General features: G+C 66.7%; 16 protein-coding genes and 1 pseudogene. 7 read left to right on the top strand and 10 right to left on the bottom strand.

Going from position 1 to position 15,102, the window contains the following annotated elements:
• Positions 1 to 616 precede the first annotated feature (616 nt).
• On the top strand, positions 617 to 1,147 hold the full coding sequence (locus ACYOEI_RS39810; protein ID WP_462856174.1) for a hypothetical protein: 531 nt from the start codon (positions 617 to 619) through the stop codon (positions 1,145 to 1,147).
• An 85-nt stretch (positions 1,148 to 1,232) separates the two neighbouring features.
• On the opposite strand, the gene xseB is transcribed toward ACYOEI_RS39810, so the two are convergent.
• Both xseB and xseA read right to left on the bottom strand, forming a co-directional pair.
• Positions 1,233 to 1,535, bottom strand: a complete 303-nt coding sequence (xseB, locus tag ACYOEI_RS39805; RefSeq protein WP_462856173.1) for an exodeoxyribonuclease VII small subunit — start codon at positions 1,533 to 1,535, stop codon at positions 1,233 to 1,235.
• A 2-nt stretch (positions 1,536 to 1,537) separates the two neighbouring features.
• On the bottom strand, positions 1,538 to 2,704 hold the full coding sequence (xseA, locus tag ACYOEI_RS39800) for an exodeoxyribonuclease VII large subunit (RefSeq protein ID WP_462856172.1): 1,167 nt from the start codon (positions 2,702 to 2,704) through the stop codon (positions 1,538 to 1,540).
• 371 nt (positions 2,705 to 3,075) lie between these two features.
• On the opposite strand from xseA, the gene ACYOEI_RS39795 reads away from it, so the two are divergent.
• On the top strand, positions 3,076 to 3,639 hold the full coding sequence (locus tag ACYOEI_RS39795; protein WP_462856171.1) for a hypothetical protein: 564 nt from the start codon (positions 3,076 to 3,078) through the stop codon (positions 3,637 to 3,639).
• A gap of 260 nt (positions 3,640 to 3,899) precedes the next feature.
• On the top strand, positions 3,900 to 4,898 hold the full coding sequence (locus ACYOEI_RS39790; RefSeq protein ID WP_462856169.1) for a nitrilase-related carbon-nitrogen hydrolase: 999 nt from the start codon (positions 3,900 to 3,902) through the stop codon (positions 4,896 to 4,898).
• Between the two features lie 12 nt (positions 4,899 to 4,910).
• Here ACYOEI_RS39790 and ACYOEI_RS39785 read toward each other — a convergent pair whose 3' ends face one another.
• Positions 4,911 to 5,459 (bottom strand): TetR/AcrR family transcriptional regulator, encoded by a 549-nt coding sequence (locus ACYOEI_RS39785; RefSeq protein ID WP_462856168.1) that lies wholly within the window; start codon positions 5,457 to 5,459, stop codon positions 4,911 to 4,913.
• Between the two features lie 109 nt (positions 5,460 to 5,568).
• Here ACYOEI_RS39785 and ACYOEI_RS39780 point away from each other — a divergent pair, with 109 nt between their 5' ends.
• The 4 genes from ACYOEI_RS39780 (at position 5,569) to ACYOEI_RS39765 (ending at position 8,063) form a co-directional block, all read left to right on the top strand.
• On the top strand, positions 5,569 to 6,453 hold the full coding sequence (locus ACYOEI_RS39780; protein ID WP_462856167.1) for an NmrA family NAD(P)-binding protein: 885 nt from the start codon (positions 5,569 to 5,571) through the stop codon (positions 6,451 to 6,453).
• A gap of 197 nt (positions 6,454 to 6,650) precedes the next feature.
• Positions 6,651 to 6,968 carry a YciI family protein gene (locus ACYOEI_RS39775; protein ID WP_462856166.1) on the top strand — a complete coding sequence of 106 codons (318 nt, stop codon included), beginning with the start codon at positions 6,651 to 6,653 and terminating at the stop codon, positions 6,966 to 6,968.
• A 184-nt stretch (positions 6,969 to 7,152) separates the two neighbouring features.
• Entirely contained in the window at positions 7,153 to 7,557 is a 405-nt protein-coding gene (locus tag ACYOEI_RS39770; protein WP_462856163.1) for a hypothetical protein, read from the top strand.
• Positions 7,558 to 7,670: 113 nt separating this feature from the next.
• Entirely contained in the window at positions 7,671 to 8,063 is a 393-nt protein-coding gene (locus tag ACYOEI_RS39765) for an Imm10 family immunity protein (protein WP_462856160.1), read from the top strand.
• 30 nt (positions 8,064 to 8,093) lie between these two features.
• Here the strand turns inward: ACYOEI_RS39765 and ACYOEI_RS39760 are convergent, their stop codons facing one another.
• The 7 genes and pseudogenes from ACYOEI_RS39760 to ACYOEI_RS39730 all read right to left on the bottom strand — a co-directional run.
• On the bottom strand, positions 8,094 to 8,474 hold the full coding sequence (locus ACYOEI_RS39760) for a hypothetical protein (RefSeq protein WP_462856159.1): 381 nt from the start codon (positions 8,472 to 8,474) through the stop codon (positions 8,094 to 8,096).
• 181 nt (positions 8,475 to 8,655) lie between these two features.
• Complete coding sequence (locus ACYOEI_RS39755) at positions 8,656 to 9,459, bottom strand: bestrophin-like domain (protein WP_462856157.1); 804 nt, start codon at positions 9,457 to 9,459, stop codon at positions 8,656 to 8,658.
• A gap of 169 nt (positions 9,460 to 9,628) precedes the next feature.
• On the bottom strand, positions 9,629 to 10,591 hold the full coding sequence (locus ACYOEI_RS39750; RefSeq protein ID WP_462856156.1) for a lysophospholipid acyltransferase family protein: 963 nt from the start codon (positions 10,589 to 10,591) through the stop codon (positions 9,629 to 9,631).
• 79 nt (positions 10,592 to 10,670) lie between these two features.
• Positions 10,671 to 12,245 (bottom strand): amino acid adenylation domain-containing protein, encoded by a 1,575-nt coding sequence (locus tag ACYOEI_RS39745; protein WP_462856154.1) that lies wholly within the window; start codon positions 12,243 to 12,245, stop codon positions 10,671 to 10,673.
• A 16-nt stretch (positions 12,246 to 12,261) separates the two neighbouring features.
• Complete coding sequence (locus ACYOEI_RS39740; protein WP_462856153.1) at positions 12,262 to 13,464, bottom strand: SGNH/GDSL hydrolase family protein; 1,203 nt, start codon at positions 13,462 to 13,464, stop codon at positions 12,262 to 12,264.
• On the bottom strand, positions 13,461 to 14,615 hold the full coding sequence (locus tag ACYOEI_RS39735; protein WP_462856152.1) for an SGNH/GDSL hydrolase family protein: 1,155 nt from the start codon (positions 14,613 to 14,615) through the stop codon (positions 13,461 to 13,463). The genes ACYOEI_RS39740 and ACYOEI_RS39735 overlap by 4 nt, the downstream gene beginning before the upstream one ends.
• Before the next feature lie 125 nt (positions 14,616 to 14,740).
• Positions 14,741 to 15,102, bottom strand: a pseudogene (locus tag ACYOEI_RS39730) (hypothetical protein); the annotation flags it as partial.

Raw genomic sequence — 15,102 nt, 5'->3', positions numbered from 1 at the left:
CCGGGGCTCAATGAGCCCCGGGAGTGCGAGCGGCATCCAGCCAGCCCCTCTCCCAAGCCCCGAAGGTGCGACAAAGGTTTGAACATCGGTCCGAATCGAATCGAGGTGATGTCCTCGATCTCCGGGGTGCGCACGGGCGATCCGTGATTGTGCCTTTCGGACTGCTTCCGATCGACGGGTGAGCTGGGTCATTGCGTGATTCGGAGAGGCATACCTTTGGACCGCACGCTGGCGTATGCGACTCTGGCCGCCGAGTTGGAGCGATGGCGGCGGCGACCCCTCGACGATCTCATCAGTCTCGTCGACGCCCCTCCGTCGGTCACCGCGATCGACGTCGGTGGCGCGGTCATCGACGTCGAGATCCGTGTTCGTCGCGCAAGTGATGGCTCCATCCGAATCGAGGCCGATGCGAATGGGCCGAGTTGGTGGAGACTCGAGCGACTCGAAGAGGCTATCACGAGATCGCTTCCCGGGGCCGCTGGCGACTGATGTCTTCCCGCAACGGCTCCGACGTTCCTTTGTGGAAAATATCAACATTGGATTCTGTGTCCCGTTCGTCGTCTGCCGGGAGGCCCACTCCGCTGGCCTTTGCCATCGGGCGTCGGGAAGGATGACGATGAGTTTTTCCTTTGATTTATCCTTCGAGTGTGGATTGTGCAGCACTCACCGCGCATTCAAAGACACAATCCGCGTTTATGATATGCTCGAGCAAGTTACTCTGATCGAGTGGCCCTGCGGGTGCTGGCCGTGCGACGGCGTCTCGCTCGCGGAGTCCATTCCCAACCCCGCTGAGATCATCGCCGAGGCCCGATCATGGAGGTCGCGCGATCGCAAGTCGGAATACCGCATCACCTATGGCCCTCATGGCCCTCTCGGTTACGGGGATGACGAACGCGAGGCTTCGAAGCTGGCCTACTACGATGCCGTCCTGATGTGGCGTCGTGGTCGTCAGTCGCCGGGCCGATGCCTGTTCTGCGGATCGGTCATGGTGAGTTTGGCCGCTTCGCGTTATGGCCGGTTCGAGCATCCGGGGTGTGGAGGTCCATTCCAGTGCCATTTATCGATCCTCGGCGGCACACGACTTATTCCTAAAGAAGTCTATTCGCCAGAAGGGTTAAAGCTGCCCGAATCGCAGGTCATCGCGTAACGCGAGAACGTCCCACAACTCGTCGTTGAATCGGACTCACACGACGCGGCGAATTTTGGTGGAGCAGGGGCCTCGAACCCCGAAATCAGAACGGGATCCCATCGTCCGAGGCCTTGGGTTTGGCTTTCGTTTCGGGGCGGGCCCGGTCGGCGGTGGCGGTGGTGTCGAAGGGCGAGGTCTGGGGGTGTCCCTCGTCGTCGACCCCCGAGAGAACAGCAACAGTCCGCTCCGCGCCGTCGAGGAGGCCGTGGCAGCGGGCGAGGAGTCCGACGCCGCGCTCGTACTTGGCCAGGGCGGAGGCCAGGGCGGGCTCGCCGCGCTCCAGGTCGACGACGATCTGCTCGAGCTCGTCGAGGGCGGTTTCGAAATCGATCTCGGGTTCCGGCAAGGTCAGGGGCTCCCTTCGACTCGGCTGACGATCCGGCCCGAGGCGAGCCGGGTGTGGATCACGGTGCCGGGGGGGACGTCCTCGGGTGAGCGGACGACCGTCGCGTCGTCGGCCAGGAGGGTCAGGCTGTACCCTCGGGCGATGACGGCGAGGGGGCTGAGGGCCTCGAGCGAGGCGGCGGCCTTCGCCAGGCGATGGCGACGGTCGTCGAGGGCCCTGCGGATCGCGCCGTCGGCGCGGTCGGAGAGGGCGTCGAGGCTTAGGCTCGCCTGCTCGAGACGGTCCCGGACGGCTCGGGAAAGATGTTGGGCGAGCTGGTCGAGGGCGCGGCGGACTTCCGACGCATCCGGGACGCAGATCTCCCCCGCCTCGCTCGGGGTCAGGGCGCGTCGGTCGGCGGCGAGGTCGGCGATCGTCACGTCGACCTCGTGGCCGATCGCCGTGACGACCGGCAGGCGCGACGCGACGATGGCCCGCGCCACGACCTCCTCGTTGAACGCCCAGAGGTCTTCGAGGCTCCCGCCCCCTCGGGCGAGGATGATCAGGTCGGCCCCGGCGACCCGGTTGGCCAGCGCGATCGCCGCGGCGATTTCCTCGGCGGCGCCGGCACCCTGGACCCTCGAGGGGGCGATGAGCAGGTCCGAGGCCCGCCAACGCCGTCCGACCACCTGGAGCAGGTCTCGGACCGCCGCCCCCGTCGGGCTGGTGACGACCACGATCCGCCTCGGGAAGCGGGGCAGGGGGCGTTTACGAGCGGGGTCGAACAGCCCTTCGGCCGCGAGCCGGGCCACCGACTGGCGGAATGCCAGCTCCAGGGCACCGATGCCCTCGGGCTCGATCTTCCGGATCGTGACCTGGTACTCGCCCCTCGGCGCGTAGACCGAGATCCGCCCCCAAACTCGGACCGCCAGGCCGTCGGACAGGTCGAAGACCAGGCGTTGCGCCTCCCCTTTCCAGATCACCGCCCGGACCTGGGCCACGTCGTCCTTGAGGCTGAGGTAGACGTGCCCCGACCTCGGCCTTGCGACGTTCGAGACCTCGGCCCGGATCGCGACTTCGTCGAACTCCTGTTCCAGGGTTGATTTGATCCGCGCCGTGAGTGCCGAGACCGACTCCAGCTTCTCCCCCGTCGAGTCGTCCAGGGGATCGAACAGTGACATCCTCGACATGCCTCATCGTCTCCCCGGGCCACGTCCCGACGCCCGGCCCAAGTCTATCGTTCGGCTTCCCCTCCGGGTAGTGCGGTCGGAACCTTGGCCCTGGCTTCGACTCGGGGTTATTTCGAACACGTCCTCCGTGGTCGTCTCGTATCCGAAATCCTTTCCGGTGCTGAATTCTTTAGGATGCCAAGCCCTGTGAAAATGGCGTTCTTTGTTAATTTGGGTTGATTGGGAAGTTTGCGTGTTCTAAAATCAATGAAATCGAATGCCGAAGGCCGCGTCCCGGTCTCTCCACCGGATGTCGCGACCCTGGGGCTTCCGGAAGCCCTGGGGGCGTTGCGCGCTCTGATAGTCACGATAGAGAAGGGACGGTCACCCAAATGTTCCGCAGCTTGAGATTTTGGTCGAAGCAGGCGGGGGCGGTCGAGGGCCGTGGACGGGCCCGAGAGGTCAAGTCTCGGCCTCGGGTCGAGGCGCTCGAAGGGCGAGCGGTGCTCTCGGGTGCGGGCGCAGGGGCTGCGAATCATGTTGCGGCCGCGGCCGTGCATGCGGCCGCCCAGATCCACAAGAGCCAGGCCGTCGTCCCGGCCGATTGGACCGGTGCGTTCAGCTCGGGCCTCCCCAGCGTCGCGGCCCAGGGGTTGTTCGAACAGGTGCCGACCCGGCGCTGGTTTACGACCCTCGTGGCCACGTTCCAGGTGACCCCGCCCGCGGGGGCCTCGCTGCCGTCGCCCCTGGCGTTCAAGGCGTTCATCAAGTGGGGAGACGGTACGACGACGGCCGGCCATGCCGTGACGCTGGTCCCCGGCGGCGACGTCTACGCCATCACGAGCTCGCACCGCTACGGCCATAGCGGGGTCTACAACACGTTCGTGAACATCTACGCATGGCCTCCCGGAACCTCCCTGGCCGTGACCCGCGGCTACCTCCAGGCCGGCGGCTGAGGAGCGGCCGACGCCGAGACGACTCCAACGGGCCGCGGCCGTCGACGATGCTGTCGACGGCCGCGGCCCTTTCGCGATTCGGGGTCGTTGCCGAGGACCGGCCGAGACGATAGTGTGGTCGGCCCGGGGTTCCGCCAACAGACGCTAGGGGAGCCCCGCGACGGCCCGCGACGTGCGGGCGATACGCGATGCGTCGATCGCGTCGGGCAGGCATGCGAGCAGACACCGGAGCGGGCGATCGGAAGCGATCGTTCCCGAAAATGCGCGACATCCGCTTTGCGACGGCCCAATTCGAGCACCGCGACGCCGACAAGGCTTACAACCTCGGGCGCATCCGTGCCCTGACCCGAGACGCTGCGGCGCGAGGGGCCGAAGTCGTCTGCTTCCACGAATGCAGCGTGACCTCCTACACCTTCCTGCAGACGTTGGATCGCGACGCCCTCGACGCCCTGGCGGAGCCGGTGCCGGATGGCCCGTCGACCCGGGAGTTGATCGACATCGCCCGCGAGTTGCAGGTCGTCGTGATGGCGGGCCTGATCGAGCGCGGGGCGGACGGGCGACTTTACAAGTGTTACGTGGCGGTCGGCCCCGAAGGCCTCATCGCCAAACAGCACAAGCTCCACCCGTTCATCAGCCCGCACCTCACTCCTGGTGCGGGGCCGGCGGTCTTCGACCTGGGCGGGGTGAAGGTCGGGGTCCTGATCTGCTACGACAACAACCTGCCTGAGAACGTGCGGGCGACGGCGCTCCTCGGGGCCGAAGTCGTCGTGATGCCGCACGTGACCGGCGGGACCCCCTCGACGATGCCCGGGCGCGGGGTGATCGACCCCGTCCTCTGGGAAAACCGAACCCGCGACCCGGCCCGGCTCCGCCAGGAGTTCCACGGGCCCAAGGGGCGGGCCTGGCTGATGCGCTGGCTCCCCGCCCGAGCCTGGGAGAACGGCGTCTTCGCCGTCTTCGCCAACAACATCGGCCGCGACTACGACACGATCAAGCCGGGCCTCTCCATGATCCTCGACCCGAACGGCGACGTCCTCGTCGAGTGCCAGGCGCTCGGCGACGAGGTGGCCGTCGGCCTCCTGACCGCCGAGGCGTTCGCGAACGCCCCGGGCCGCCGCTACCTCCGCGCCCGTCGACCGGAGCTCTACGGCAAGCTCGTCGAACCCCACCCGCCCGGGCACATCCCGGTCACGAGCCCGGGCTGGACGTTGGCCTATGAACCCGGCGTCGAGGGGTCGAAGGAGCGGGTCGAGGGCTGAGGCCCTCCGAGCTCACCCCTCGTTCTCGATAAGGCTCTTCTCCACCTCGCTCAGGATTTCCGCCGAGAGCTTCGGGTCGTCCACGACCCGCGACATCGTCACCGCACCGATCATCGTCGAGGCCGCCACCAGGGCGCGGCGTCTCGCGTCCTTGGCCTTCGACTTCCCCTCGAGCAACCTGACGAGCCGCTCGAACCCGGCCGTGGCCGCGGCTCGTGTCTTCTCGTCCGTCCGGGCGACTTCGCTGCCGATTGCCGAGAACGGGCACCCCGACGCGGGGTTGTCCCGGTGCTGCATCGACAGGTAAGCGGCCACCGCGGCCTGGCTCGTCGGCAGCGATTCCAACAAGCCGAACACCTCCTCCACCGCGTCGGCAAATGCCTCGGCGACGAGTTGATCCTTCGACTCGAAATGCTTGTAGAAGCCCCCGTGCGTCATGCCCGCGGCCTTCATGAGGTCGGCCAGGCCCGTGGCGACGATCCCCTTCGCGCGGAACTCGCACGCCGCGGCCTTCACGATCCGCTTCCGCGTCTCCGCCGCCTCCTCTCGCGACTTCCTCATCGTCCGACCTCGCCTCGAGAAATTTAGATTTCGATTGACATCCAAAAACAGCCCGCCTATCGTTTGGATGTTGACTGACATCTTATTCGTTTGCGACGGAGGATTCCAGATGGGCGCTGACAAGATCCTGATCACCGGGGCGACGGGGGACACGGGCGGTTACGCGATCGATCGGCTCCTGGAGCAAGGCCGCGAGGTCCGGGCGCTGGCCCACGCCAAGGACGAGCGATCGGAGAGGCTGCGGGAGCGGGGGGTCGAGGTCGTGTACGGCGATCTCCTCGACTTCGGGCAGGTCCGCGCCGCGCTCGACGGTGTGAAGGGGGCGTACTTCGTCTACCCGATCCGTCCGGGGATCTTGCAGGCGACGGCGTACTTCGCCCAGGCCGCGAAGGAGACCGGGGTCGAGGGCCTCGTCAACATGTCGCAGAAGTCGGCCCGCGAGGACGCCAACAGCCACGCCGCGACCGACCACTGGCTCTCCGAGCGGGTGTTCGACTGGTCGGGCGTCCCCACCGCCCACATCCGGCCGACCTACTTCGCCGAGTGGCTGCTCTACCTCGCGCCGATGATCCGGGCCGGGGTGCTCCACGTGCCGTTCGGCACCGGCAAGCACGCGCCTATCGCGGCGGAGGACCAGGGCCGAGTGATCGCCGGCCTCCTCGAAGATCCCAAGGTGCACGGCGGCAAGGTCTACCCCCTCTTCGGCCCCGTCGAGTACACCTATGAGGAGACCGCCCAACTCTTGAGCCGGATTCTCGGCAGGGCCATCCAGTACAAACAAGTGGACTTCGACGAGTTCAGCAAGGTCCTTCAGTCGAGCGGCAAGAGTGCGGGCCGCGACAATACCTTCCTCTTTCAGCATCTCAAGGAGGTCGCGATCGACCACCAGAACGGCATCTTCGCGGGCACGAACGACCTGGTCGAGAAGCTCGGCGGGCGTCCGCCGTTGACGCTCGAGGCTTTCATCGAAAAGCACCGCGCCAAGTTCGTCTGATCCAATCTTCAGGGCTCTCCTCCGCCGAGAACCTTACATCCACGACAGTCGGTCGAATGGAACAAGAGGACGACCTCGTTTGGCCTTGCCCGAAGGACACGGCTTTCCACGCGGATCAAGGCATCGGCTGCCATTGGGGCATCGCGTCGATGAATCTGAGGTCACCGATACCACGTTTTTTCGAGGAAAGCACGACGATGCCTGACCAGAACGGCCCCACTTACTTTGTCGTGTTCCAGAGTCCCGGCCCGAAGTGGGTTGTGGGGACACCCTATAACGAGCAGCCCGAGTTCTGGGACCATGTGAAATACATGGAAGACTGCCATGCCAAGGGCAAGATCGTGCTGAGCGGCCCTTTCATGGAGGGCGCCGGCGTCATGGCTCCCGGCGGCATGACGGTCTTCAGGGCCGCCAATCTGGAAGAGGCCACCGCACTCGGGACGGAAGACCCCACGGTCCAGTCCGGAATGCTTGCGGTCGAGATCAAGCCCTGGTGGGTCCCGTTTCATGACTGAGAATTTTAGAAATGAAAACAGGAGATTTTATTGGTTTTGCCGTCCTCCGCGGTTGGGGCACGCCCGAGATCACGAAGGCCGGCGCCTCGCCGTTTTCGGCCGCCCGGTGCCCCACACTTCGAAGGCCTTGATGACGTCGCATAAGAATGGCTTTGCGCCTGTCGACGCATGAGGAACGGAAACGATGACCGTCGATGAGGCGAATCGAATCCTGTCGTTCGGCCTGCTCGTCCTGATCTGGATGGTGCAATCGATCGTCTACCCGGCGTTCGGGGAGATCGCCACCGACCGATTCGCCGCCTGGCATACAAGGTACACGAGGGCGGTGACCTGGATCGTGGTCCCGCTGATGTTCGGGCAGGTCGGCACGCTGGGCTGGCTCCTGGTCACGAGGCCGAAGCCCTTGGACTGGCTCGGGGGCGTCATGGTCGCGATCGCCTGGCTGGCCACCTTCGCGCTCGCGGTCCCCGCGCACGAGATGCTTCAGGAACAAGGCCAGGACGGCGGGGTCGTGCGGCGGCTCATCGCGGCAAACTGGATCCGGACCGTGGCCTGGACGCTGGCGTTCCTCTGCTCGCTTTCGAAATGAGATCGGGCTTGCCCCTCAGCACGTCACGGGCAACAGAATCATCATGCTGGCAACCAAGACGCGCAGATAGGTCTTCGCCCGTCCCATTCCGGTTCTCTGAAAAAGGGCCACCGATGCGATTGGAATTCAAGGCGGCCGAAGGCGGCTTCGAGGACGAGGATGATTCTGTTTATTGCCTGATTTGCGCCGTCTCCGGGTACGACGTGACTGGAGTCGAGCACTACTTGATTCTTCAACGCGGCTTCGAGGATGAAGATCCTTCCGAAGATTCGGGGGGCCTCTGCGAGTTCGACGACCAGATCAATGGGGCGTATGATTGCGTCGCTCGTTGCCGGTTGACGCGCGACGTCCTGAAAGTCGAACTTACTCACACCATCGACTGGGAGAAGACATACACAAGCGTTCGCGCGGACCTTTGCAACCTCGATGATGCCACCGTGGCGGCCATTCGCGCGGGCCTACCGCGTGTCTTCCGAGGGGCCGACACGACGCTTGATCTGGCCTGATTGGTTGATGTCGCAGGCCCGATCAACGAATCAGTTGGCCATCCGCTTTGCGGCCAGGGCGACATTGAACGCGATGACCATCACGCTGAACCATCCGATGGCGTGTAACATGACCCAGAGGACTCCGCGCCAGCCTCGAGTCCAAACGAGGTAGCCCGGCACAAGAGATGGAGCCAGTAAGACGAACCAAGGTTGCGCGGAGAGCGGAATCGGTCGGCCACGGTTCTTCGCGTCGGTAAGGGCCCACCAGCCGAGGGTAAACCCCATGACGAGTGGAATCAAAAGGTCGAGTAACGACGCGGAGCTCCGATCGATATTGCCAAAGCCCGAGATGGCCGCGAGCCCATAGAACACGGCCAGACAGGCGATCGTATTCATTTTTATCGTCAAGACGACCGCCGCTTCCTTCATGAACGCTCCTGGCTTCATTTCAACGAGCTGACGTCGCACTAGAATCGATCACATCCTAGACTAACGGATGGAACGAAGGCCAGGGAATGGGAATCTATTCGAGGATGAGGCAGGCTGTAGTAATTAAAGAGATCGGAAAAATTTGATTTGATCTGCGTCATCTGCGGATAGGGTTTTGCCTCTAGGGCGCAGGGGACGTGGTCATGACCTTGTCGAGGAGGATCTGGAAGGCGTCGGGTGAGACGCTGAATTCGCCGCGGAAGGGGTTGTCCATGGCGGCGGTGAGGAAGACGAGGAGGGCGATGAAGGTCGCCAGGAGGGCGACGAGGAGGGCGTGGAGGCCGAGGTTCTCGATCCAGAAGAGGTAGGTCGGCAGGATCGAGAGGACGGCCCCGATGAGGACGACGGACCAGAGCGATGCGGGCAGCCCTCCGCCGACGGACTGCAACCGCAGGCTGCGCTGCTCGACCACGGCGTCGAGCGAGTGTAAGGCCTCGGCGTGGGCGATCTTCTCGCGTTCCTTGGTCGGCTCGAAGGCCAGGAGGTCGTTCTCGAGGCCGTCGAGGATGAGGGTGCCATCATCGGTAATCGCGCCTCGGCGGTGGGCGGGCCACTCCTTGCCGATGATGGCCCGGGTGTATTCGCGAAGGGTCGTCTCGAGGTGGCCGCGGAGGGGGCTGGGGTAGCCGTCGAGGTCGCGGTAGAACTCGGCCAGCGAGGCGACTTCCTTCGACACCTGGCCGTCGCTGTCGGTGAAATTGCTCCAGGTGGCCACCGCGATCATGCCGAGGGCCAGGCCGTAGAAGACACCGACGCCGGCGAAGAAATAGCTGACGATGTCGTTGTATTCGGCCGACGCTTTCAGGAATCGTCGCATCAGCGGCCGGCTGGCGAACAGACCGAGGAGCGACGGGCCGACGAAGACGGCGACGGTCAGGACGCCGAGGAGCCAGTTCGGCAGGTCGTAGATCCAATACATCGACATCGACGGATCGCTCCGCGGCCTTGGGATCGAGGCCCGTTGGCGCAAAGTGTGGCTTGGATGCCGATCGGGGCCCGGAGGGTGTTTTCGAAGAGTCGTCGGGGGGGGCGTCAGTATACGCGTCCGGGAGTTGCGCCGGCAACTCGGCGGCCTCCCGGGCGCTCGAGGCCGATTAGGACTGGGCGACGGCGATTCGGCGGCTGGGCCGGCCGGTGGCGACGGCCGGGGCCGGGGCACCGTAGCAGGGCCAGAGGAGGTGGGCGACGGCGTCCGCCGGGTGGGCCGCGATCATGGCCTCCAGGCGGGCGAGATACTGGATGACGGCCGCGCCCTCCTCGCCCGACGCGACGGTCCGGGGCGGGTCGACCTGGAGGTGGTAACGGCCGTCGGGTCGATGGGTGCAGAAGAGGAAGAAGACCGGGGCGCGGGTGACGGCCGCGAGGTCGGCCCAGACCGCGAGGAACGACTGCGCCTGGCCCACCAGTCGTCCAGGGCGCGAGTTCGAGCCCGCCCAGGGGATGTCGCCGGCGAGGTAGACCGCCAGGTTGCTGCGGAGGGCCGCACGGGCGCGGAGCAGTCGCTCGGTCGCCGCGGCCGGGGTCAGGTCGCGGCGGAGGAAGAACCCCGACTGGGGATGCGGCTCGTCCCGGTCGAATTGCCGATCGAGGAACCGCGAGACGTGCCGGGGCCGCTGGACGAGCAGCCGCAACGGGACGTCCCGGCGATAGAGCCAGTGCAGGGCCGCGATGTGACCGCCCAGATGGCACCCGACGACGATCGCGCCCCGGCCTCGCTCGATCGCCTCGTGCAAGGCATCGAAGCCGTCGGCATCGAATCGGGACAGGACTTCGGCGTCGTCGGCCACGTCCAACGGATAGTCGCGAGCCAGGAACCGCATCGCGTTGGCCGCCAGGGCGGGGCGCACGACCTTGCGGTCCCAGTCGGTGCCGAGGGCCACGCGTCCTCGGGCGATGGCCCGGGAGAGCTCTCGGCGTCGGAGGGGGTCGGCACGCATCCAAGCTCGGCCCAAGGCGCCCAGGATCGCGTCGCCCCGCACCGGCCCGAGAGATCGGAGCGCCGGCAGGAGACCCTCGTAGAAGAGCGGTTTCCAGCTCAGGAAGTGGCGGAAGTTCACGTTCGCTCCGATGCCGATTCGCGTGGTGTTGTGCGGTGATGTTGACGCGGTGTTGCTTCGGTCGCGACGCGGGCCCAGGTCAGGCCTGCGTCGCTGCGAGACGCTTCAGCCCCTGGTAGTCGACCTTGTCCGTCGAGGTCGTCGGCAGGTCGGAGACGAAGGTGATCGAGTCGGGCACCATGTAGTGGGGCAGGTAGACGGTGCAATGCCGCTTCATGGCGATGATCGACCCCTTGTGCGAGGGCTTCATCGCGACGAACGCGGCGATCGAGACGCCGTCGTCATCCGACTTGGCAATCACCGCGGCCCGGTCGACCCCTTCGTGCTGGTACAGGGCCGACTCGATCTCGCCCAACTCGATCCGATAGCCCCGCTTCTTCACCATCCGGTCGCGACGGCCGTGGTAGGTGAAGCACCCGGCACCGTCGTCGACGACCAGGTCGCCGGTGCGATACCAGGGGGTGTCGGAGCCGTCTCGGAGGAAGGCGGCGTCGGTCAGGTCCGGCCGGCCGAAGTATCCGCGCATCACGCCGGGTCCGGCGATGATCAACTCGCCGCCGGACCCCGTCGGGACGTCGTTCCCGGACTCGTCGACCACCCGGGCGAGGAGCGGCGGGCAGACCGGGCCGATCGGGAACGGGGCCTGGCGAGCGTCGGGGATGACGTCCGGGAGCCGGTAGGCCGTGCAGACGTTCGTCTCGGTCGGGCCGTAGAGGTTCCAGAGCGTCGCGACGGGCCAGGCCTCGCGGAGCCGCCTCAAGGGCGCGATCGGGAAGACCTCGCCGGCGAAGAGGACGACGCGAGGGGCGGGGAAGCCCGGGCGGTCGATGTCGCCGAGTCGCGTCAGGAGGGCGAGGATCGACGGGGCGGAGTACCAGACGTCGATCCGGCGCTCGGCGAGGAACGCACCCAGCCTCGCCGGCTCGCGTCCCAGGGCTTCGCCGATCACGACCAGGGTCCCACCGGCTCGGCAGGACACGAAGAGGTCGAAGACCGAGAGGTCGAAGTGGAACGGGGCGTGGGAGGAGAAGCGGTCATCGGCCCGGAGCTCGAACGAGTCTCGGCACCAGTCGAGGAAGGTGAAGGCGTTGGCGTGCGAGAGCATCACCCCCTTGGGGCGGCCCGTCGAGCCCGACGTGTAGAGGATGTAGGCGAGGTCGTCGCCGCACCTGAGAGGGGGCAGGGGGCTCGGGGCGTTGTCGGCGAGCACGTCATCCCAGGCGGCGTCGGCCGGGTCGGTCATGGCCGACGGATCGCCGACGACGATGAGGCGAGGGAACGGGCCGGGGCCGGGCCATGAGCGGCGCAGGGCCTCGGCGTGCTCCTGGGAGACGACGACCGCCTTGACCTGGCAGTCGGCGAGGATCCCCGCGCCTCGGGGGACGGGAGCCGTCGGGTCGACCGGGACGTAGGCCGCCCCCGCGCGGAGGATGCCGTGGATCGTCGCGACGGCCTCGAGCCCCTTGGGCAGGAGGAGACCCACGCGATCGCCACGCCCCACGCCCCAGCGGGCGAGCCGGGTGGCAAGGCGGTCGGCGGCGTGGGTGAGCTCTCCGTAGGTTAGCGACCGGCCCCGCTCGTCCTCGACGGCTGGCCGATCGGGCCGGCACTCGGCCGCCCTCTCGAGCAATTCACTGAGATGGATTCCTTCCATGGTCGCACTTCTTGTGTCATGGTCGGCCGTCGCCAACCCGTTCTGGGAAGAGGTTTTGATACAGCGGCTTGTCCTTGACCATCGCGGCCGCCAGGGCCAGGAAGAGCTCGCGATGGCCGAGGGCGTTGGGATGGTCGTCCCACGCGGCGATCTCGAACTGCTCCGGGTCGAGGTTGTCGAAGGTGTCGGAGACGTCGAGGAGCCCGTCGGCGTTCCTCTGGATGATCTCCCGGAGGCGGGAGAGCGTCGGAGCCCGGGCCTGGGGGGCGTCGGCCTTGCCGACGCGGGGGATGATCGCGCAGACCAGGGGCGCGCCCGACGAGTGGCAGTCGGCGGCCAGGGTGCGCAGGATGGCGTCGTAGATCGCCCAGAACTGCGGGCGAAGCTTCGACTTGACCACGTCCTTATGACGGAGAGAGTCGTCGGCGTTGAGAGCGAGATCTTTCGCGGTGAGACCCGAGGCGACGACCGCCTTCTTGAGGAAGTCGTAGCCGAGGTCGACCTTGCCCTGGAAGGCGTCGCAGAAGTGGATCTCCATGAGTCGGAGATCGAGCATCGTGGCCGAGTAGAGCACCAGGTCGGGCTTGAACTCGGCCGCCTTGCGGCGATAAGCCTCAAGCCGCTGCGCCGGGCTGTAGGCGGCGACGGCGAAGTTCAGGACCTCGAACCGGCGCGACAGCCCTCGCTTCGCGGCGTGGGCGTTGAGCCAGTCCTCGAGCAGGTTGACGTAGGTCTCCTCGGTGCCGACCCCCCAACCCATGTCCATCGACGACCCGAGCACCACGATCCGGAAGACCCCGTCGGGCTTCTCGAGGGTGTACGGGCGGTCGCGCATCCCGAACGCGTTGGTCGTGAACGGATGCCCGAAGATCATCCGGTTGGCGTTCGGCCGGAGCTCGAAGATGAGGAAGTCGCCGTCGATGTTCCTCGAGACGTTCGCGGCGCGGAACCGCATCCAGTCGGTCGGCTTGCCGAGGATCCGCATGCCGAGCTCGGAGGGGGCCCCTTCGGGGTTGTCGATGCCGATCAGCCCCTGGTAATAGCCCCCGGCGTTCATCTCGAGGTCGGAGCGGTTCAGCTCGTTCGACTTGGCGCTGTCGAGCATGGCCCTCGCGCGGGCCCACCCCGCCGGGAGGGGGATCAGGCCGAGGAGGAGGACCAGAAGAGTCAGGGCGAAACAGATCCGAGCCGCCAGGGAGCGGGCGAGTTGGCTTGTCATGAGCGGTCGCCTCCGACTCCCCGTCCGCTAGTCAGGAGGCGATGCAGGTCGGCCTGGTCTCGTAAGGCCTGGTCGAGCCGACGGGCCAGCCGGGCGTGGCCGTCGGCGTTGGGGTGGTAGTCGTTCGGGCTGATCGCGAGGTCTTTCGGCTCGATCCCGTCGTAGACGTCGGAGAGGTCGACGATCGTCGAGAACCCCGCCTCGCGAGCCAGTTCGATCAGCCGGAGGCGATCCTCGGGCTCGGCCGCCTTGCCGACCCGGGGGACCAGGACCCAGACGCTCGGCACGCCTCGGGAGCGGCAGTCGGCGACGACCGAGCGATAGACGGAGGCGAGGAACTCCGAGCGGAACGGCTTGAGCACCCGCTTGTAGGACTCCATCGAGCCCCCCGGCTCGGCCTTCGCCTTCGCCAGGACGTCGCGATACATCGGCTCGTCCCAGCCGATCCCCCTCGGGAGCAGCCCTCGGAGTCGGCGCTCGTCCCAACCGGTGTCGGCCAGGGTGGCCTCGTAGACGACAATGTCGGGCGCGAACGCCCAGCCGGCCGTCGAGAAGTGCCGCCAGCGCTGGCCGGGCCCGTGGCCCGGGACGGCGAAGTTGAGGACCTCGACCGCGGGCCCTCCCGCCTTCCGCGACCGCTCGTCGAGCGCCCGCTCCCAGGTCGGCTCGAACCCTTCGCCGTCCGAGACGCCCCAACCGGCGCCGATCGAGTCGCCGACGAACCCGACCCGGAGCGTGTCCGAGGGCTTGGCCGTCGGATAGTCCCGGTCGCGCATCCCGAAGGCGTTGGTGCTCCAACGCGCCCCGTCGTGGACGATCGAGAGGTCGGGCTTCAGGACGAACTCGCGCATGTCGTCCACGACCGAAGCCAGCGGCCCCGCCTCGAACGGCGCCACGTCGAGGTGGGTCCACCCGACCCGGTCAGGCCCGCGAGGGCCTTCGGGCGAGCCGAGCTGGCGGCCGGCGTCGAGGATCTTCTCGTAGTAACCGCGCTCCATCCGCTCGTAGTCGGCCCGGCTGAGCAGGTCGCTGCGGAGCGTCTCCCGGATCTGGAGCGGGAGGCCCGAGGCCAGCCTCGCGGGTGCGAGGCCACAGGCGAGGATCACCGCCGTGGCGAGCATCTGCGAGGTTAGCGGCGATGGTTGGGGCATGAAACAAACGCCTCTGTCCGGTAGCGATGGCACTTGGCCGTCGGCCAACGGCCGAACCGATATCGGCCCATCTTCTCATCGGGTGTTGGCCGTCGTGATAATCAGAACTCTCGGCGCTTTCCTCCTTAAATCTTCAACCCACGATGGAAGAGGTCGAGCCACGCCCCCACGCTGGGGCTGGACCAGAGCGACCAGAGCACGGCGATCGTCGTGAACGTCGCGGCCACCTTCACCCCTCGGACCGCAAGCTGCCCCATCGACGTCGGGCACCCCTTCACGGCCCGCCCCCGGGCCCGACGGGCGTCGAGCTGGACGTTCACCAGCACCAACGCCCCGAGGATCCCCCAGAACAGGGCGTCCGGCCCGCTGAACCCCCAGCTCCCCTTCAGCCAGAACGACTGATAGGCGTGGAGGAACCACGTCGTCACGAACACCACCACCGTCGCCGCCGCCAGCGCCAACGGCTGCGGCCGCCGCTTCAAGCGGA

Source organism: Singulisphaera rosea, from assembly GCF_054877945.1.
This window is presented reverse-complemented; position numbering and strand designations above follow the sequence as displayed.